The sequence below is a fragment of the Acuticoccus sp. MNP-M23 genome (assembly GCF_031195445.1).
GTDB lineage: Bacteria > Pseudomonadota > Alphaproteobacteria > Rhizobiales > Amorphaceae > Acuticoccus.
Genome location: NZ_CP133480.1, coordinates 3,152,539 through 3,172,069, shown reverse-complemented (window position 1 = coordinate 3,172,069; position 19,531 = coordinate 3,152,539). Strand labels below are relative to the sequence as shown.

Sequence of the window (19,531 nt, the reverse complement as noted above, 5' to 3'; positions counted from 1 at the left end):
TCATTCTTCCGACCAGCCATGGTGTGTTCCTCAGCGCTCGGCGAAGGCGAGATCGAGATTCGTATAGATCGGCTTCCAGACGTACTCGAAGACGGTCTTCTTTCCGGTCAGAACGTCCCCCTCGCCCGTCATGCCCGGCAGAAGCGCGAACGCGTCCGGGTCGTCGCGGAAGTACGTCTTGTCGAGCGAAACGAGAATTTCGTAGAAGGCGTTGCCGCGTTCGTCGACGATCGTGGTGGGAGAGATCTCCGAGACCTTTCCGTCCAGCGCGCCGTACCGGCTGAAGTCGAAGGCGTCGATCTTGAGCCTCACCGGCTGGCCGCGCGTGACGAAACCGACGTCACGCGGCAAAAGCTGCCCCGCGAAGCGAAGCTCCACGTCCTTGGGCACGATCTCGGCCACGAGCCCGCCGGATTCGAACACCCGGCCAACGGCCGTGTCCGGGATTGTCTGGACGAAGCCGGCCACCGGCGCGCGCAGCTCGGTTGCGTTGACCCGGCGGACAAGGCGGACGATCTGCTCTGCGACCACGGGAAGCTCCCCGTTGATCTGCGAGATCCGCGCTCGCGCCTCGGCCGCCTCGTTGAGACCGATCCGCTCCTGTGCCTCCATCAGCTCCGCAATCTCTGCCTTCAGGACGGTCTCGCGGCCGGTCAGACTGGCAAGATCGTAGTTGAAGCGTGCCTCTGCCTCGACCGCCTCGACAAAGCGGGGGCGCGGGGCGAGGCCCCGATCCACGAGGTCTCGGACCGTTTCCACGTCTTCCGCCGCCACGGCGAGCTGCCGCTGCACGGCAGGCCGCTCCTCCGCGATTGCGGCCAGGTCCGCTTCCTTCTCGGCGATCTGCCGGTCGATCACCTGACGTTCGTTCTCGAGGAACGCGCGACGGGCGGTAAGTGCTGCACTCTCGCGCCGCGCGGCCTGGATGTCGCTCCGGAGGCGATCATCTGCGTCGTGCGACCCCGGACGATGGACGCTGGATGCCGTCGCGCCGCTGCCGGCAGCGCGAGCAATCATCTCAAATTGCGGATCACGCTCCTCCACGAGCGCAGCCAGGCGCTCCCTCTCGAGAAGCAGGGCGAGCTCCTTCGCCCGCGCCTCGCGCAACTCGGAGGCCGCTTCGGCCGTGTCGAACGACACGATCGGGTCGAATGCCTCGACGAGATCGCCCTTGCGCACGTGTATCTTGGAAAGGGCACCGCCGAACTCGGTCTGGAGCCGCTGGACTTCGGTAACAGGCTCGACAGTCCCGCGTGCCTTCGCCACCTCGTCGACCGGCGTCAGCACCATCCAGGCGACAAGGGCGCCGACGCCCAGGATGGCAACGAGCGCGCCCAGGTTGGCGAGCCGGACGGCGGGCCCGTCGTTGATCTCGAAGGAATCGTAGGGGGCGCGGGTTTTCTTTGACCGTGTCATGCGAGAACCATCTTCGGCTCGGCGGCCTGCTCCGCTTCCTTCGGCACGGGGCCGAAGAAGGCGACGCCGCCCTTGTCCAGGATAAGGGCGTTGTCCGCCATCGGAACGAGTGAAACATCGTGGGTGGTCAGGAAGATCGTCGCGCGCCCCCGGTTCGCTTCGAGAAACGCCAAGAAGGCTGCCGTGGCGGCCTCGTCCGCGAAGGCGAGCGGGTCGTCGAGAAGGTAGATGCTGGGCTGGCGTTTGCCGGAACCGAGGGATCGGGGCTGCTCTCCGTCGACGAACCAGTGCGCGCGCCGCTCCACGGAGGCGACGGCGGACGCGAGGGCGTCGGCAGCGCTCCAGGTGCCGGACGCGCCGCTGCGCAGCCCTGACGCGCCGGCGGCGAAGGCTTCCGGGTGCCACAGCGCGTACTGCGCGGCGGACGGCACATAGCCGCTCAGGAGGACGACCTCGTCCGGATCGTACTGGTGAAGGTCGCGGCCGTTGACGAGGACGCGGCCGGACTGAGGCTGGAGAAGGCCAGCGAGAACTCGCAGGAGCGTGCTCTTGCCCGCCCCGTTCGGACCCATGATGACGGTCGTCTGGCCTGGCTCCACCCTGAAGGAGACGCCGGTGAGCGCCGGGTCCATGTCGGGCAGATAGCGAAAGAAGACCCCCTGGCATTCGACCGCGGGGGCGACGTCGGGGAATGGCTCGCGAACGACATCCGGTGCGGCGACCGTGGCGATGGCGAAGGACTTGCGAAGGTTCACCATCGAATGACGGACCCCGATGAGGCGCGGCAGGCCGAAGAAGAACGCCTGTGCCGGCCCGGTGATGCGCCACACGAGGAGCATCGTGCCGATCAAGACACCGGGAAGGATCGCCCCCTCGAGCGCGAGGCCGACGCCGATTGAAAGCGTCGCGAGCGCCGCCCCCGTCCCCAGCAGGTAGCCGATGGACTGGACCGCGGCGGACCGCGCGCCGGCACCGTAGCTCGCCTTCGCCGCGCGCTGGGACACTTCGGCGAAGCGGCGCAGCCAGTCCGCCGCGCCCCCGGTCGCCCGGATGTCGGCGGCGTGCTCGCCAAGATCGGACAGGAGTGCGGCACGCTCGGTCGTCGCCTTCGCGATCTCCGGCTCAAGGTGCTGCGCCGGCCGCGCCAGGAGCCATCCCACGAGCAGGAACATCGCCAGGTAGATCGCCGGGATGAGAACCATGAGCCCGCCGACGAACGCAATCGCCGCCACCGAGATCGGGACGAATGGTCCGTCGAACAGGGCGTTCGTGTTGGCCGAGGCGAAGACGTCGGCCGCGCGCGTCGCGCCCCGGACCCGCCCTTCCAGACCCTCGACGGACTGGCGCTGGAGCGATCCGAAGGGAAGGCGCAGCAGCCGGGTCTCCATGGCGCTGGTGATGGCAGCTGACAGGCGCGCATGCTCGGCTGCGAGGAAGCGGGCGCGCATTCTGCGCAGGACAAGAATGACGGCGACCGCGATCGCACCGCCCAGGATCAGCGGGAGGAGCGATTTCGGCGCGCTCGCGCCGAGGACGCGGTCGTAGATCGCCATCGTGAAAAACGGGATCGTGACCGCGATCGCGTTGATGAGAAACGAAAGGAGCAATCCGAACCGGATGCCCCGCGCGATCCGCTCATCGATGGCGCGGACGGTAACGGTGTTGGCATCTTCCGCAGACAGGCGGCGCACATGCATGAGGCGCGAGGCGCCGCGCACCCGCGCGGCGATCTTGACCTCGGTTGCCTCGACGTCGGAAAGGCAGGAGACCTCGCCGTGGCTGCGCACGATGGCGAAGGCGCCCTTGCGGCCGACGGCGACGAGGGCGCCGTCGAGCCCGTCTTTCCACGACGGCGGCACGGTGCGGTGGACGGTGGCGGAGATGCCGAGAAGCCCGAGGCCAAGGGCAGCGTCGTCGAGGCTCGAGAGACCGTCCTGCCTTGGGAGCGCGCTCGCGAAGACCTCTTCCCTGCGCTGCCAGTCGAGCCTGCCAAGGACCTCCGGGAGGATCGCCTCGAGCGGTGTCGCCACGCGGCTGGCGTCAGCAATCTCCACCGGCGCGACGTCACCGGGTGCGGGTGGCACGGCATGGGTGTTCATGCGCTCACGCTCATTTCGGAGACGACGGATGCCGGAAGCGGCACGACGGTGGACGCTGCTAACAGGAGCGGCTGCGACCGCGTGAAAGCAAGGACGGTCGTCTCCGGACAGACCTCGCGGAGGGTTGTGGCGAGGCGGTCGACCCCATCCTTGTCGAGCGCCGCCTCGGGATGGCCGAGAACGACGAGGCCGGGCACTGCGGAGAGCCCCCTGACGAGACCGATGCGCTTGACCGCACCGTCCGACAGCGGGATCGACAGCTCCGCCCCGAGCCTTGTCTGGAACCCGGCCGGAAGTCGCCCGACAAGGTCGGTGAGCCCGAGCCCGTCCGCAAGCGCCATCGCCCTTTGACCGCGGCGATCATCGAAGCCGGTGAGGTTGTCAAGGATCGTGCCGCGGAAGACGGGCGGCAGCGGAGGGACGACCGAAACGGCCCGCGGATCAGGATTAACGGTGCCGGACCCTTCTGTCAGCCTCACAGTCGCCGGATCCGCCGCCGTCCCGGAAGGCCGCTCCGCGTCGAGAAGTGCTTTGGCGACGAGACCGAAAAGGCGCAGCTCCTCGTCTTTCTCCTCGGAGGGGACGACGACCATCTCGCCGGGCGCGGCCTTTATCAGGTGCCCGGGGACGCTGATCTCGATACCGATCGGGGCGAGCGCCCGGTCGGACGAGCCCGCGCCCTCGCCGGAAATGTCGGCGTCCCTTGCTGTACGGAGCACGCGGTCGAGCTCGCGGTAGGCCGCTGCTGCGAGCTGCCGCCGGGCCAGGCCCGAGATGACCCCGAGCAGGGAGCCAACGGCCCGCTGGCCAAGGATCATGCACGCCGCAAGGCCGCCGGTCGTCATCGTCCCGTCGAGCACGGCAAGGGCGCCGAGAAGAAGGATAGCGACGGTCGATGCGAGGCCACCGACCTGGCTGATATCGAGAAGCGCGGAGCCGCGGATCTCCGACTGTTCGCTTGCCGCCGAGCGCGCGAACTCGCTGCGACGGAGACGGGCCGCCACCTCACCGGGGATCACGATGCTGCGATAGAGTTCGGCATTGCGCGCCGCCGTGACGAACTGCGAGCGGTGAACGGAGGACGCCTCGAACTGACGGCGCACAGCCGCCCGGTTCAGGGCCATGCTGGCGATAGCCGCCGTGCCGAAGACCACCACGATCGCGATTGGGGCCAGCACCACCTCGCCGCCGAGGAACCAGACGAGCGCAAGGAACACGATGGCGAACGGTGCGTCGAACAGGGCAAGCAGCGACTGGCCGACGAGAACGTCGCGCGTGCGGCCAACCGTGGCGAAGAGCTCGGCGATCCGCCCACGGCCGAGCGCGAGCAGATCCTTGCGGCTCATCGCGAGGATCCGCTCGGCCGTACGCATCGAGAGGTGATACTCGGCCGTCGTGCCGAGACGGGCGATGATCGCCGAACGGGCGAAACGGACGAGCGCGTCGAGCATGATCGCTATCGCGACCGCCGAGAGCAGCACGACTGCGGTGCCGACGGCCTGGTTGGCGAGGATCCGGTCGTAGATCTGGATCAGCGCGAGCGGAAGAGCGAGCGCGAGGACGTTTGAACCAATCGACAGGACTACGAGCCAGATTCGCGTCATGAACAGCTGCTCCTCGCCGCGAACTCGGCAGACAGAACGGTACATAGGCAGCGCCGGCAAACCAACCGAACGTCGCAAACCCGCTCAACCTCTGTACGCAGTTCGGGCCCGGTTAACTATCCAGAAAGCGAATCGGCGCCGCGTCCCGCCGCGCCCGCGGCAATCAGCGCGACCGTGCGCGGCGCAGCGTATCTGAGGGCGATTCACCGAAGGCAGAGCGATACTCGACAGCAAAGCGGCCAAGGTGCGTGAAGCCGGTATCAAGAGCGATGCTCGTCACGGACTCGTCGGGGTCGGCCGCGGCGAAGCGCTGGCGCGCCTCGTCGAGACGGATCCGTCTCAGGGCGGCGCGCGGCGTTGTGTCCCGGTGACGTTTGAAGGCGAGCTGGAGAGAGCGCTTTCCGAGCCCTACGGCGCCGGCGAGCTCGCTCACCGTGAGCGGGTCGCCGTGATGCTCGCGCATCAGTTCCTCGATACGGCGGACGTACTCGATCCCCGGCGTGCTGCGCGCCGTGGTCTTCGCGCCGGCGACGCTGTCGACGAGCTCGGCGAAAAGGTCGGCAAGGAGAGCCGCGCTGTTGTCGCGGGCGCGTTGTCCGGCAGGCGCGGACCGTGGGTCGGACAGCACGGCGCGAAGGGCCAGAAGATGATCCGTCAGCTCCTGCAGCGTGCCCGCGCCGCCTTTGAGGCAGGCTTCGACGTGTGCCAGATCCTGCCGCAGCGGTCCTGTCGCGCGTTGATGGCTCGCTTGGGGAACGAGGAGAACGAGGGCTTCGTAAGTGCCGCTTGCGTGCGGGCGCACGCGCGTGCGCCGATTATTGGGGCCAAAGAGGAGCGCGCTTCCGCGGCTGGCGGAATACTCTCCCGCATGCGTCGCGACGTCCACCGTGCCCCTCGTCGGCACAATCACGCTCGCCTTGTTGGGCTCATTCAACGACACCTCATGGCCGGTCGACACCACTTCCCACAGCTCGAGCCCATCGTTGCCGAGCGTGTCATAGCGCGTCTCCAGCCATCCGGCGTCCGGGTCCAGAAACGTGAGGTCGAGCGTTTCGGGAAACATGTCGACGCCGCCGCCCCCACAAAGAGCGCTTCCCATGATCCGCCGCCGTCGCTGCAAGCTCATCGCGAACTCCGTTCCTCATGCTTGCCAGAGATTGGCCCGCGGTGGGTGCGGGCTGCAATTTCGTTCCGTCGCCGCGAGCGTAAGATCGCACGTTTTCGTCGCGACACGGCGTCGCTCTCCCGGCAGGCGGGGGTCACGCCAGATCGTTCGCCAAGTCAGAGAACATTCCACGTTCTTTAACCCGCCGTTTTGCGTCAAGCGTCCGGTCGAACCGCCGGAACGACGGAGATTTTTTCATCTCATTCAGACGAGCGGTCACGGCAAATCCGGACAATGCACCAGCGCATAAACATATCCGAAGCGAAGTTCAGGATTCGCTTAGCGGATAGACGTGCGAGAGGGCGGCGTGTCAGTAACACCTCCCCGGCTTGCAAAAATATCCCTCAACGGATCTGCACCCTGCTCGCGCTGCCCGCCATGAGACATTCCACCCGGAGAGCGAGAACCAATCGCGAAGAGCGGAAGCCCCGAGATGCAGACATAAGATCTTAGCGAACGCTAAATTGCAAATAACACAACCTCAATTGGACAGCAATGCAAATGCTTAGAGAGACCTTACGGACCACACATTCAGCGTCCGCCCTGAAAGCGGCACCGCCGCGCAGCGCGTTACCGGTTCTGGAAAATGCAAGCTGACGAATACCGCCGAGAAAGTGGCGATGTTCGAAGGGCCGTGCACTGCCTCTCCGCTTGAGAACTGCGGCAACATGACCTTTCGAGGTCAGGACGCGTGAGACCGGGCCCTTCTTCTTCGCCGGCCAGCGCGGCCAGGAGACCTCGATGCACGGACCGGAGGAGGTGGACTACCGTGAACTGCCCGGCGGCGGCATCTTTACCTGATCGAACTTCGCAATCGCGATCGTCGAGTGATCGTTCCGCATCAGGCGGGTCAACCTGAGACGCGAGGCATCCGGCGAAAATGCGGGCCTCGCCGCGCCGGCGGTCCGGCGCGACGCCCCCGATCAACCCTATCCCAACCAAAGCGAAAGAACTCCAACATGCAGCGCACCCTTTCCGCCCTCGCTCTCACTCTCATCCTTGCCGCACCACCCGTTGGGCCGGTCATGGCGCAATCGAAATCAGTCGTGGAGTTCGCTCCAGGGAATTTCGGCACCATGGTCAACGGAACAATCGAAGGCGATGAATACATCGACTACATGCTTGGCGCCAAAGCGGGTCAGGAGATGTTCATCGAACTGACAGTGGACGGAACGAACGGAACTGGATCGGTTTACTTTAACGTTCTGCCGCCGGAATCCGCAGGCGAAGCGATCTACAACAGTTCCATTGATGGCAACAGCACCACCGTGCCGCTACCGTCAGACGGTGACTATGCGATCCGCGTTTACCAGATGGGCACCGACGCCGACGCCGGGAAAACCGCCGGCTTCCGCATCGACCTCTCCATCCAGTAACGGCTTTGGGGGTCGACGCCCCCTCACCCGGAAATGGCCTACGGGGTCCGACCGGGGATCTGGACCTCGGCCCGCACGCGGCGGGAATAGGCGTTATGGTCCGCCGAGACGTCCGGCGGCGTGGCGCTCGTCAACAAAAACGATCGGGGCCCTGCGGCTCCAGTCCGCCGCCGCTGGCCGCACCCTCAACGTGGCGACCGGGATTGGAATGCTGGACATCGTCCCGCGGCTGGCCGCTTCGTCGGAGCCCATAGCGCATCACCGCGGCGGCCCGAGGTCCGCTTCGCCCAGCGAGAACTGCAGGTGCGGACCCGAAACACCGCGAACACCCGCCGCAGAACGACGCTGCGCACCAGGCTCAAGATGGGTGAACACCGTGCCGATCCCGAGCGCGTCCGAAATGCGCACCGGCAGGCCGAACGACGCAAACACGACGAGCTGCGTCGCGATTGCGATGGCATAGCCGACGACCATGTTCGCAAGGGCCTCCACGAAAGACGTGAGGTGGATTCTTTTGTGGCAGCCCGGGGCGCATGTGCATCACGCCGGCATGACCCGCCGGCGGGCCGCGCCGTGTTTCGACGTCGCTCCAACCACGCCGACCCGACGTTACGAGGCTTGGCAACGCAACGGCTCATGCCGCGCCGGGCGCCAAGGTGGCGACCGCTGGTCCTACCTCACCAAAGTCCAGCCGAGCCCACCCTCGCGATCCAGGACGGCACCGGCGACATCACCCTTGTCAATCTGAAGGCAAGGTTCGGTGAAACCGGCGGCACCGTCTCCCTCTCGGCGCTGTCGCGCTTCTTCCGCCGCCATGAGATCACGCGCAAAAAAGACTGGCCACGCGGTTGAGCAGGACCGCGCGGACATTCTTGCCCGGCGGCACGCTTGGTTCGACGGACAGGACGAGCTCGACGCCAAGCGCCTGATTTTCGTCGACGAGACCTGGGCCTACACGAAGATGGCCCACACCCACGGCCGATGCGCCCGGCGGACTAGGCTGCGCATGCCGCTGCCGTTCGACCATTGGAAGACGACAGCGCTGCTCGCAGGGCTCTCGCTGTCGTGGATCGTCCTGCCGACGGCGTTGGACCGGGCGATCAACGGCATCTGGTTCGAGGCCTGCGTGGAGCAGGTTCTCGCACCATGCCTGTCGCCGGGCGATGTCGTCGTGATGGACAACCTCGGCAGTCAAAAGGGCTGCCGCGTTCGCGCCCTGATCGAGAGCGCCGGGGCGAGGCTCATGTTCCTGCCGCCCTATAGCCCCGACTTCAACCCGATCTAGATGGCCTTCGCCAAGATCAAGGCGCTCCTTCGAACGGCGGCGGAGCGAACCGTCACCAACCTGTGGGACCGCATCGGCGAAATCCTCGACCTCGTCACGCCGGACGAGGCCCGAGCCTAGTTCCGCGCAGCCGGCTATGACCCAGACTGAGCGCGAACCGCCCTAAGGGCTTTAGAATGGCTCTCGGGTCTAACTGCAATTATCCATGAAATAGCGCCATGCATGATCCGGCATACCCGACGCTCAATCACACAGTCAGCGCTATGCAGTTTGCTAATTAACTCTGCCAGGTAAGACCTAGCTAAATCATTGAAAAACAAGGACACTGATCAAATGGCGGAGAGACAGGGATTCGAACCCTGGGTACGATTGCTCGCACAACGGTTTTCGAGACCGCCCCGTTCGACCGCTCCGGCACCTCTCCCGCGGCGCAATACCTAGTCGGGCTTGAGCGGATCGGCAAGCCGCTAATCACCGCGCTTAACGCTATTTTTTGCCAGCGCTCCGCACTGCGCGGAGATCGCACCGCAGCGCAGACGGCCGATCACTTATTCGGAGGCGAAAGCGTTCGGGGCGCAGTGACGCCTTGGTTGAAATCGCCTTGATCGGCTTGCGACGCGGCCGGCATGATCGCATTGCCCCGCTGTGACACACGCAAGGGTCGGGCAGGCAGCAACCCCGAATAACGTCAGAGCGGTGCCGGTTCAGTACTGGCGCAGGAGTGCCACCAGCTTGCCCTGGATGCGGACGCGGTCCGAGCCGAAGATGCGCGTCTCGTACTGCGGATTGGCCGCTTCCAGCGCAACGGTGTTGCCGCGCTTGCGAAGGCGCTTCAGGGTCGCCTCCTCCTCGTCCACCAGGGCAACGACAATCTCACCGGTCTCCGCGCGGTCGGTCCGGCGGACGACAACCGTGTCACCGTCGTTGATGCCGGCGTCGATCATTGAGTCGCCGCGGACTTCGAGTGCGAAGTGTTCGCCCGGGCCGAGCATGTCGGCCGGGAGGTGAACGGCGTGGCTCTTCTGCTGGATTGCCTCGATGGGAACGCCGGCAGCAATCCGGCCCATCATCGGCACATCGACAACCTCGACAGCCGCCTGGACCGGGCGCAGCGGCGGACGGGAGAAGTTGACCCGCTCGGCCGGCCTGTTGGACCCTTCGATCACCGATGGGGAGAACCCCTTCTGGCGGGCGGGCGGCTGGATGGAATCGGGAAGACGCAACACTTCCAGCGCTCTGGCGCGGTTGGGCAGGCGCCGAATGAAGCCCCGCTCCTCAAGCGCCGTGATCAGCCGGTGGATGCCGGACTTCGACTTCAGGTCGAGCGCGTCCTTCATCTCTTCGAAGGAGGGCGGCACACCGGACTCCGTCATCCGCTGGTGGATGAACATGAGGAGATCGTACTGCTTTTTCGTCAGCATTAGCCCAACCGAATTGGCCGGCGCACACCGTGCGCGCATGAGAGTTTGCGAATCGCTTCGATCGATCCATGAACACTTTGTACACGTTCGTCGTGTGTTCTACAACCTTCTTCATTCGTTCAGGCTGCTCTCTTGGAAAAGAACAGAACTCAGAGCGCGATGTACACACACGGTTCGCCCGGCTGCGCCGCCGGCGCGTGGGGCTGGCGAACAATAAGCGCGTCCGCCCTGCTGAGTATAGCGAGCATTGACGAATCCTGCCGGTCGAATGCTGCCAAACCGCTTTCGGTGCGGCGCGCGCGCACATGGTCACGCCGCGGACCGTTCTTGGGCAGGGCGGCGGCAAGGATGCCGTCGTGCAGGGTGGGTCCCGGCGTCTCGATCCCGAGCATCGCCTCCACCAGCGGCACCAGAAACAGGATTGTGCAGACCACACCGGACACCGGGTTGCCGGGCAGGCCGAGCACCAGCGGCTCTGGCGCAAACATCAGCGGTTTCCCCGGACGGACGGCGACCTTCCAGAAATCGAGCGCAATGCCGAGGTCGGCCAGTGCCGGGCGGACAAGATCGTGGTCACCGACAGACGCGCCGCCGAGGGTGACCAGGATGTCCGCCTCATCAAGCCCGGCACGGGCGCGCCGCGCAATTTCGGCCTGATCGTCCGGGGCAATGCCAAGGTCGACGGCCACGCCGCCCGCCGCCTCCACCATTGCGGCAATTGCGGGGGTTGTGGAGGCGACAATGCTGTCCGCACCAAGGGGCGCGCCGGGGACGACGAGCTCGTCTCCCGTTGCCAGAATTGCAACCCGCGGGCGGCATTGCACCGGAACCGTGCCGTGCCCCCCTGCCCCCGCCAGGGCCACATGGCGGGGTGCAAGGCGGAGCCCGGCGGGCAGCAGGATGTCGCCTTGCGCAAAGTCGAGCGCTGCTTCGCGCATGTTGGCGCCGGGAGACAGCGTCTCTGTTGTGGTGATGGTGTCGCCGGTGCGGGTCACGTCCTCCTGGATGAGGACGGCATCGGCGCCCTCCGGGACAGGCGCGCCGGTGAAAATGCGCACGGCCTCGCCCTGTCCGAGCGGCCTTTCAAAGCGGCCGCCGGCTGCCGCCTCCCCCACCACCTGGAGCGGAGCGGAAAGATCGGCGGCGCGCACGGCGTAGCCATCCATGGCGGATGCGGCGAAGGGCGGCTGGTTGCGGAGCGCCGTCACGGGCGCGGCGAGGACGCGTCCGGTGGCGGCGGACAGCGGCACGGTTTCGGCAGCGGTCCGGCGCGCGGTGGCAAAGAGCCGGCGGCGCGCCTCGTCCACGTCGATCATGGGGCGCGCCAGTGGCCGGAGCGCCCTCCCGCTTTCTCCAGAAGGCGCACCGGGCCGATCACCATCGCACGGTCGAGTGCCTTCGCCATGTCGTAGACGGTGAGCGCGGCTGCGGTGGCGGCCGTCAACGCTTCCATCTCCACGCCGGTCTTACCCGTGGTGGTTGCGCGCGCCACAATCCGAACACCCGGCAGCGACGCATCCGGCGAGAGGTCGACCGTGACGCCGGTGAGCGCGATGGGGTGGCACAGCGGAATGATGTCCGACGTGCGCTTGGCCGCCATGATACCCGCAATGCGCGCAACCGACAGGACATCGCCCTTCTTGATGTTGCCGGCCTCGATGGCGGCGAGCGTTTCGGGCGCCATCGTCACGACGCCCTCGGCCGTGGCCGACCGCTCGGTTTCCGCCTTCGCGCCGACATTCACCATGTGCGCCGAACCGTCTGCGGCCAGATGGGTGAGGCCGCTGCCCAGAAGCGCACGGGTTGCGGCGGTCACGTCGTCGTGGCGCATCAGGCTTTCGCCAACCAGAAAGGCGTTCACGCCTGAGGACTGCAACCGCGCCACGTCGGCATTGGTGGCAATGCCGGACTCGGCAATCACCAGCCTGTCGGCCGGCACCAAAGGCGCCAGGCGTTCGGTCACGCCAAGGTCGGTGCGGAAGCTGCGCAGATCGCGGTTGTTGATGCCGATCAGCGCCGACGGCAGCCGGAGCGCGCGTTCAAGATCGCGCTCGTCGTGGACTTCCAGCAGCGCCGCCATGCCGAAGGCGGCAGCCGTGTCCACCAGCGAGGCGGCCATCTCGTCGTCCACCGCCGTCATGATGACGAGAATCGCATCGGCGCCCCAGGCCCGCGCCTGGAACACCTGCTCCGGCACGTACATGAAGTCCTTGCGCAAGGCCGGCAGCGACACCGCCTTTCGGGCATCCTCCAAGAACTCCGGCGCCCCTTGAAACGAGGGGGCATCGGTGAGGATGGAGAGGCACGCAGCGCCGCCGTCGGCGTAGGCTCTGGCCAGCGCCGGCGGGTCGAAGTCCGCGCGGATGAGGCCCTTGGAGGGGCTTGCCTTCTTGATCTCGGCAATCAGCGCGGGCTGGCCGTTGTCGGTCCGCGCCCGCAGCGCGCCGGAAAAATCGCGAGCCGGCGGCATGGCCTCGGCGCGTTCGCGCCACAGGGCCACGTCTTCGATCAGGCGCGCGGCAGCAATCTCCTGCCGCTTGTAGACCTCGATCCGGGCCAGAATGTCCGATCCGCCGTCCATCAGGGCGCGACCGCGTCGGCAACCGTAACCAGCGCGTTGAGCCGTGTCAGCGCCAGACCCTCGTCGAGGCTCCTGAAGGCGAGTGCCAGCCCCTCCTCCAGCGTTTCGGCAGCGCCCGCCACATGCAGCGCAGCGCCCGCATTGAGCGCGGCAATATCGCGGTAGGCGCCGGAAGCGCCGCCAAGCACCGCACGCAGCGCCTCGGCATTGTGGGCCGCATCGCCGCCGACCAGATCCGACGGTTCGGCGCGGGCAAGGCCCAGCGCGCCGGGTTCCACGGTGTATTCGCTGACCGCACCATCTTCGACGGAGGCCACGAAGGTCTCGCCGGTGGTGGTCATCTCGTCGAGCCCGTCACTGCCGTGAACGACAATGGCGCGCTCGGTGCCGAGCGTGTTGAGCACGTCCGCCAGCGGACGCACCCAGTCACGGGAATAGACGCCCACGAGCTGCCGCTTGACGCCGGCCGGGTTGGACAGCGGCCCCAGAAGGTTGAAGACCGTGCGCGTGCCAAGCTCCACGCGGGCCGGACCCACATGCTTCATGGCGGCGTGGTGGGCGGGCGCGAACATGAAGCCGATGCCCGCCTTCTCGATGCAGGCCGCAATGCCGATGGGCGACAGGTCGATCCGGACGCCGAGCGCCGACAGGACATCGGCCGCGCCGGAGCGCGACGACAGCGCGCGGTTGCCGTGCTTGGCCACCGGCACGCCCGCGCCTGCCACGATGAAGGCCGCGCAGGTGGACACGTTGTAGCTGCCGGAGGCATCGCCGCCGGTGCCCACAATGTCGATGGCGCTGGCGGGCGCGCTGACCGTGGTCATCTTGGCGCGCATCACCTCCACCGCGCCGGCAATCTCGTCCACCGTCTCGCCGCGAACACGCATCAGCATCAGCAGGCCGCCGATCTGTGCCGGCGTCGCTTCGCCGGACATCAGGACGTTGAAGGCCTCGCTGGCTTCGGCACGGGTGAGCGGTGCGCCGGTAGCCGCCTTTGCAATCAGCGCCTTGAGGTCAGCCATGGGCTGCCTCCGGGCGGCGGTCGGCGCCGGTCACGAGCCTTGCTCCAGACCGATGATCTGGTTCAGCACCGGCTGGTTGACCGTGGCGCCCACTTCGCCCTGGCGGGCGTTCACCAGCTCGAAGATGAGCCCCTCGGCAATCCCGTCATTCAGCGTCGTGCGGACATTTTGCAGGTCAGCCGCATTGGCAAAGAAGGCCGGCTCGGACACCTCGGTCACCTTCAGCACCACGTGGCTGCCGTCTTCGGCAATCACAGATGCGGTATGGCCGAGCGGTCCCTCAAACGCGGCCGCAATGGCCTGCTGCGGCATGGCCGCGGCAGGTGCCCCGCGCGAGATCTCGCCAGCGGTCTCCGCCGTCGCGCCGTAAGTCGCCGCGACCTCGTCCATCGGCGTGCCGCCTTCCACTGCCGCCAGCGCCTTGGCGGCGATATCGGCCAGGCGGTTCACCTTCTCGGCGCGGGTCCACGCCACCAGCACGTCGCCCTCCACGTCCGCAAACGGGCGATCCGCGGCGGGGGTCACGGTATCCACCTGCACCCAGGTGTAGCCATCGCCCACGGTAACCGGCTCGGCATCGTCGCCTTCTGCGGCGGCAAACCCCGCCGACAGCACGGCCTCGTCCACCCGCGGGTCCGGATAGGTGCCGTCAGCCGCTCGACCCTGCGCATCCACGGAGGCGACGGACCGCGTCGGCAACGAGAAGCGCTCGGCAATTTCCGCAACGCGCGCACCGCCAGCCACCGCATCCTCGACGCTGTTGTAGAGCGCGCGGATCTGGTCGCGCGCCTCGTCCAGCGCCAGTTCGGTGCGGATCTCGGCTTCAACCTGTTCCAGCGGCGTCTTCCCTGCCGCGACAATCTCCGAGACGCGCACCAGCGTGGGGCCGAAGCGCCCGTCCACCACCGCAGCGCCCTTGCGGTCCAGCGAGAAGGCCGCGTCCGCCACCGCCGGATCGACAAGATCGGACCTTGCCACCGTGCCAAGGTCCACCTCGGCGAACGTGCGGCCGAGCTCCCTCAGGACTGCGGAAAACGCAGCACCGTTGTTGAGCGCATCCACGGCCTTCTGGGCAATCTCGGGATCGTCGAGGATGATCTGCTGCACCGCGCGCTGCTCCGGCTCGCCATAGGCGCCGTTCGCATCGTAGGCGCGGCGGACCGCTTCGGCGCTCACCGCGTCCGGCTCGGCCAGCGCCTCGGGCGACAATGTCACCATCGACAGGCCGCGATACTCCGGTGCGCGGAAATCGGCCTTGTTGGCGTCGTAATAGGTCTGCAGTGCCGCTTGGGTGGGGTCCTCGATCGGACCCAGCGCATCGTCGGTCAGCGTGATGTAGCGCACCGTGCGGGTCTGATTCTGATAGCGGTTGTAGGCTTGAAGGTAGGGTTCGGGCACCTTCAGACCGCCCACCAGCGAGCCGATCAGAATATCCTGGGCGGCCGCAGCGCGCTCCACCTCAAGATATTCAGCCTCCATGTAGCGGTTGCTGCCGAGGAGCTGGTCGAACCGGGCGCGGCTGAACTCGCCGTTCGATCCGGCGAACGCTTCATCCTCGCGGATACGCTCGGCCAGCATCTCGTCGCCGATGTCGACACCCAGCGCGCGGGCGGCGTCCACCTGCAACGCTTCGGTGACCAGCTGCGACAGGACCTGGTTCGGCAGGCCGAACGCCTGGGCCTGTTGCGGGGTCAGCCCCTGGCCGGTCTGCTGGGCCATGGCGTTCATGGCACGCTGATACCGGCGCGAATATTCCGCAGCCGATACCGGTGTTTCGCCCGCCCGGGCAACTTCGGTGGGATCGATCTGGTTCACAAAGTCCGCGATGCCCCAGACGGCGAAGGACAGGACCAAGAGACCGATCAGGATTTTCGCGAAGATCGTCTTCGCGCCGCGCCTCAGTGCGTTCAGCATAATGAGAAGTACGTTCTTGCTGTTGTTATCGCTGCTATGGTGCAGCGTATACGATGATATGTTCGGGCCAACCGAGCCGCAAGCGCGACCCCGCGACCCGCGGCTCCCCCACTTCCCTGCCCGAGCGGGACGATAATTGCAAAGGGCCTTCGATGCTGATCGCTGGAAACTGGAAAATGAATGGCGACCCGAACACGCTTGGCGAGTTCGGCAAGATGATCGCCAGAGCGCCGGAAGCGGCGCACAACGGCGTCACGTTGATCGTGTGCCCGCCCGCAATCCTGACGGCCAAGTGCGCCGAGCGCGCCACGGTGTCGCCGCTGGAAATCGGCGGCCAGGATTGCCACCCGGAGCCGAACGGCGCCCACACAGGCGACATTGCCGCCGAAATGCTGGCCGCCTGCGGCGCCACCACCGTCATTGTCGGCCATTCGGAGCGCCGCGCCGACCATGGCGAGGACGATGCTCTGGTGGCGGCCAAGGCGACCGCTGCCCAGCGCGCCGGCCTGCGCGCCATCGTGTGCGTCGGCGAAACCGAAGCCGAGCGTGACGCCGGCAACGCCGAGACGGTGGTGAACGGCCAGCTTGCCGGCTCGCTGCCCGAAACGCTGGACCCGGCAAGGCTCGTCGTGGCCTACGAGCCGGTCTGGGCGATCGGCACCGGCCGCACCCCGTCCACGGACGATGTGGCCGCCATGCACGCCGCCATCCGCAAGACGCTGGACGCCCGCTTCCCCGGCGCCGCGGTCCCGATTCTTTATGGCGGCTCGGTCAAACCCTCCAACGCGGCCGAATTGCTGGCCGTGCCCGAAGTGGGCGGTGCACTGATCGGCGGCGCCAGCCTCAAGGCCGACGATTTTCTCGCCATCGCCCTCGCCGCCGTCAAGAACTAGGCGGCGGTGCGGCCATATCGCGCCAATGCGATGGTGAGATAGCCGAGCAATATCCCGTTTAGGATATGCCAGATGAAGTGTGTGCCCAGCGCAAAAGACGGGCACACACCGGCATCAATCGTCCGGAAGGTGAGCGAGACGGCGAACAGGAGCCCGCCTGTAATGAGCGCGCGCCCTGCATCCGTCCGTCCGCGTGTGCGGAGCCACGCGCCCACCACAATCAGCGCCAGGAGCGGCGTGACATACCCCTCCGACCCATTGAGCGCATTGCCGGCCAGCTGGCCAAGCGCGTTGCCGCCAGCGAAAGACAGCACCATGAACATCGCCGTCGCCACCACGGCCCCCCACCAGGGCAGACCGGCAAAACGGCGCATGGCCAGCGCGAAATAAAACAGGATGAAGATCTGGATGGGGATCACGTCCGCCATCACCGCCCAGACCGTCGCGAACGTGTGAAAGAGGAATGACCCGGTGCCGACGATGGCGATGATCGCGGCCAGCACCACCACCGGCCAGTCGAGACGTCCGCGGCGCTGCGCCACAATCAGCGCAATGATCGCCGCAATGACGAAAGCCGCGTTGGTCACCGCATTGACCGGTTCGGCCCAGAAGGAAGGGTCGAGCCGCTCGCAATAATTGTCCAGCTGCCGGGTCCAGTCCATCGCGCGCCCTCAGCCGGCCGGCTGCGCGGCGGCGTCGTCCAGCGCAGAAGCGCGCTGGAAGGCGTCGCGCTGCATCAACCGCCCGATGTAGGCCTCGAACACCGGCAGCTTCGGAATGATGCCGAACATCATGCCGAACGCGAGGTTGGAGCCGACATACAGGTCGGCCGCGCTGAACCGGTCCCCGGCGATATAGTCCCGCCCCTCGACCGCCTTCTCCAGAGCGCCGACGGCAAGGTCGAAACTGCCGTAGCCGACCGTCTTCGCGTGATCCGCCGAAGGCTCAATGTTGAGGGACCTCGCCGTCCAGGCCGCCTCCAGCGGACCCGCCGTGAAGAACAGCCACCGATAATACGCACCGCGCGCCGCCCCGGTGGGGGCAAGCCCCGCCTCCGGAAACGCGTCGGCAAGGTAGGCACAGATGGCCGCGACCTCGGTGACGACCGTTCCGTCGTGGACGATGGCCGGCACCTTCCCCATCGGGTTGATGGCAAGAAATTCTGCGCTTTTCATCGGTGCGCCATAATCCAGCATTGTCGTCTGGTAGGGGGCGCCGACCTCTTCCAGCATCCAGCGTGCGGTCCGGCCGCGCGACTGCGGGTTGGTGTAAAGCGTCAGTGTCATCGTTGGTGCTCCTCGTGCGGTGCCAGGCACCGCGCCTCTTCGCCCGAGAAATCACGCGATAAGATACCGCACAACTGCCAGCCTGCTGACATCACCACCGATCGTGACATCAGCTGCCATGCGACAGGATTTCTCTGCGCTGCCGATCAACAATTCTTGCGAATTTTGTTGCACGCCGCTTGGATAGCGCAAAGAGCGCGAGGGGATGGTGCCAGAATGGCCGCGATGGGCGAGAAGATTACGATCGGCGTCGAGGAAGAATATCTTCTGATCGACCCCGAAACCCGCGCGCTCGCCTCCCGTCCGCCAAAGGGGTTCATGGCGCGGTGCAAGGAGGTGCTGGGCAACAACGTCACCCATGAGTTCCTGCAAAGCCAGGTGGAGATCGGCACCGGCGTCTGCCACACGGTGGCCGACGCGCGGGCCGAGCTGATCACCATGCGCCGCGCTGTGGCCGAGGCCGCCAAGGACCACGGGATGCGGATGATTGCCGCCTCCACCCACCCCTGGGCCCACTGGCAGGAGCAGGAACCGGTGGACATGGAGCGCTACCGGATCATCGGCGCGGAACACCGCTCGCTGGCCCGCCGCATGTCCATCTGCGGCATGCACGTCCATGCCGGCATAGAGGACAAGAACCTGCGCGTGGACCTGATGGGTCAGGTCACCTACTTCATGCCGCACCTTCTGGCGCTGTCCACCTCATCGCCCTTCTGGGAGGGGCACGACACGGGGCTGAAGGCGTTTCGCCCCATCATCATCGGTGACCTGCCGCGCTCCGGCCTGCCCGAAACGTTCGAAAGCTGGAGCGACTGGACCGAGCTGACCGACGATCTCGCCGCCACCGGCATGGTCACCGATCCGTCCAAGATCTGGTGGGACATCCGCCCGTCCAGCAACCACCCGACGCTTGAACTCAGGGTCTGCGACATCTGCACCTATGTGGAGGACGGGCTCACCATTGCCGCGCTCTACCAGGCGACGCTGGCCTTCCTCCTCCACCTTCGCAAGAACAACCAGCGCTGGCGCCAGTACCGCCGCCTTCTGGTGCAGGAGAACAAGTGGCGCGCCCAGCGCTACGGCGTGGAAGCGGAGCTGGGCGACTTCGGCATCCGCAAGAAGGTGCCGTTCGCCGATCTGGTGGAGGAAATGATCGAGCTGCTGGGCGATTGCGCGGAGGCGGTCGGTTGCCGGGCGGAGGTGGAGAATGCCCGCCAGATCGTCGCCCGCGGCACCAGCGCCGACCATCAGCTGAAGATCTACAACACCGCGCTTGAGGCCGGCGAAAGCGACCGCGAGGCGCAGGTGAAGATCGTCGACTGGCTGGTCGAGCAGTCCGTTGCGGTCGATACGCCGACCTTTCCCTAGCCGGCGTCGCCACACACACCCCAAGTGCCGCATTGTGCAGCGCAGCATGAAGGCCTATCTGCCTATGTGCAATCACAGTCCCAGGCAGGCAAGCACCTCTA

The 19,531-nt window shown here is 66.5% G+C and carries 15 protein-coding genes, 1 tRNA gene and 1 pseudogene; 4 read left to right on the top strand and 13 right to left on the bottom strand.

The features are described 5' to 3' along the window. Nucleotides 1-30 precede the first annotated feature (30 nt). The 4 genes from RDV64_RS14700 to RDV64_RS14685 all read right to left on the bottom strand — a co-directional run bounded on the left by RDV64_RS14700 (nt 31) and on the right by RDV64_RS14685 (nt 6,245). Nucleotides 31-1,416 (bottom strand): HlyD family type I secretion periplasmic adaptor subunit, encoded by a 1,386-nt coding sequence (locus RDV64_RS14700; protein WP_309195670.1) that lies wholly within the window; start codon nt 1,414-1,416, stop codon nt 31-33. Further along, entirely contained in the window at nt 1,413-3,515 is a 2,103-nt protein-coding gene (locus RDV64_RS14695; protein WP_309195669.1) for an ATP-binding cassette domain-containing protein, read from the bottom strand. Before RDV64_RS14695 ends, RDV64_RS14700 begins: the two co-directional genes overlap by 4 nt. After that, nucleotides 3,512-5,119, bottom strand: coding sequence for a hypothetical protein (locus RDV64_RS14690; RefSeq protein ID WP_309195668.1), 1,608 nt, complete (start codon nt 5,117-5,119; stop codon nt 3,512-3,514). Before RDV64_RS14690 ends, RDV64_RS14695 begins: the two co-directional genes overlap by 4 nt. A 163-nt stretch (nt 5,120-5,282) precedes the next feature. Beyond that, on the bottom strand, nt 5,283-6,245 hold the full coding sequence (locus RDV64_RS14685) for an AraC family transcriptional regulator (RefSeq protein ID WP_309195667.1): 963 nt from the start codon (nt 6,243-6,245) through the stop codon (nt 5,283-5,285). Nucleotides 6,246-7,243: 998 nt separating this feature from the next. Between RDV64_RS14685 and RDV64_RS14680 the strand changes: the two genes are divergently transcribed. Continuing rightward, the gene (locus tag RDV64_RS14680; protein ID WP_309195666.1) at nt 7,244-7,660 is read left to right on the top strand and encodes a hypothetical protein; all 417 of its coding nucleotides are present in this window, start codon (nt 7,244-7,246) and stop codon (nt 7,658-7,660) included. Between the two features lie 258 nt (nt 7,661-7,918). Here RDV64_RS14680 and RDV64_RS14675 read toward each other — a convergent pair whose 3' ends face one another. Then, a complete protein-coding gene (locus RDV64_RS14675; protein WP_309195665.1) occupies nt 7,919-8,134 on the bottom strand; it encodes a hypothetical protein in 216 nt (71 codons plus the stop codon). A gap of 76 nt (nt 8,135-8,210) precedes the next feature. On the opposite strand from RDV64_RS14675, the pseudogene RDV64_RS14670 reads away from it, so the two are divergent. Then, a pseudogene (locus RDV64_RS14670) lies at nt 8,211-9,065 on the top strand (IS630 family transposase). Between the two features lie 214 nt (nt 9,066-9,279). Here the strand turns inward: RDV64_RS14670 and RDV64_RS14665 are convergent. The 6 genes from RDV64_RS14665 to RDV64_RS14640 form a co-directional block, all read right to left on the bottom strand. Then, nucleotides 9,280-9,369: transfer RNA gene (locus RDV64_RS14665), tRNA-Ser, on the bottom strand. A 280-nt stretch (nt 9,370-9,649) separates the two neighbouring features. Next, nucleotides 9,650-10,366 (bottom strand): transcriptional repressor LexA, encoded by a 717-nt coding sequence (lexA, locus tag RDV64_RS14660; RefSeq protein WP_309195664.1) that lies wholly within the window; start codon nt 10,364-10,366, stop codon nt 9,650-9,652. A gap of 149 nt (nt 10,367-10,515) precedes the next feature. After that, on the bottom strand, nt 10,516-11,682 hold the full coding sequence (gene glp / locus RDV64_RS14655; protein ID WP_309195663.1) for a gephyrin-like molybdotransferase Glp: 1,167 nt from the start codon (nt 11,680-11,682) through the stop codon (nt 10,516-10,518). Further along, nucleotides 11,679-12,947, bottom strand: a complete 1,269-nt coding sequence (gene trpC, locus RDV64_RS14650) for an indole-3-glycerol phosphate synthase TrpC (RefSeq protein ID WP_309195662.1) — start codon at nt 12,945-12,947, stop codon at nt 11,679-11,681. Before trpC ends, glp begins: the two co-directional genes overlap by 4 nt. Then, entirely contained in the window at nt 12,947-13,969 is a 1,023-nt protein-coding gene (gene trpD, locus RDV64_RS14645) for an anthranilate phosphoribosyltransferase (protein WP_309195661.1), read from the bottom strand. The genes trpC and trpD overlap by 1 nt, the downstream gene beginning before the upstream one ends. 30 nt (nt 13,970-13,999) lie before the next feature. Next, nucleotides 14,000-15,883, bottom strand: a complete 1,884-nt coding sequence (locus RDV64_RS14640) for a SurA N-terminal domain-containing protein (protein WP_309195660.1) — start codon at nt 15,881-15,883, stop codon at nt 14,000-14,002. Nucleotides 15,884-16,035: 152 nt separating this feature from the next. Between RDV64_RS14640 and tpiA the strand changes: the two genes are divergently transcribed. Further along, nucleotides 16,036-16,776 (top strand): triose-phosphate isomerase, encoded by a 741-nt coding sequence (gene tpiA / locus RDV64_RS14635; protein ID WP_309195659.1) that lies wholly within the window; start codon nt 16,036-16,038, stop codon nt 16,774-16,776. On the opposite strand, the gene RDV64_RS14630 is transcribed toward tpiA, so the two are convergent. Further along, on the bottom strand, nt 16,773-17,438 hold the full coding sequence (locus RDV64_RS14630) for a ceramidase domain-containing protein (RefSeq protein ID WP_309195658.1): 666 nt from the start codon (nt 17,436-17,438) through the stop codon (nt 16,773-16,775). The two genes, tpiA and RDV64_RS14630, sit on opposite strands and share 4 nt — an antisense overlap. Nucleotides 17,439-17,447: 9 nt before the next feature. Then, nucleotides 17,448-18,062: a glutathione S-transferase family protein gene (locus tag RDV64_RS14625; protein ID WP_309195657.1), complete on the bottom strand. Its 615-nt coding sequence runs from the start codon at nt 18,060-18,062 to the stop codon at nt 17,448-17,450. A 225-nt stretch (nt 18,063-18,287) separates the two neighbouring features. Between RDV64_RS14625 and RDV64_RS14620 the strand changes: the two genes are divergently transcribed. Then, nucleotides 18,288-19,430, top strand: coding sequence for a carboxylate-amine ligase (locus tag RDV64_RS14620; RefSeq protein ID WP_309195656.1), 1,143 nt, complete (start codon nt 18,288-18,290; stop codon nt 19,428-19,430). Nucleotides 19,431-19,531: the final 101 nt, after the last annotated feature.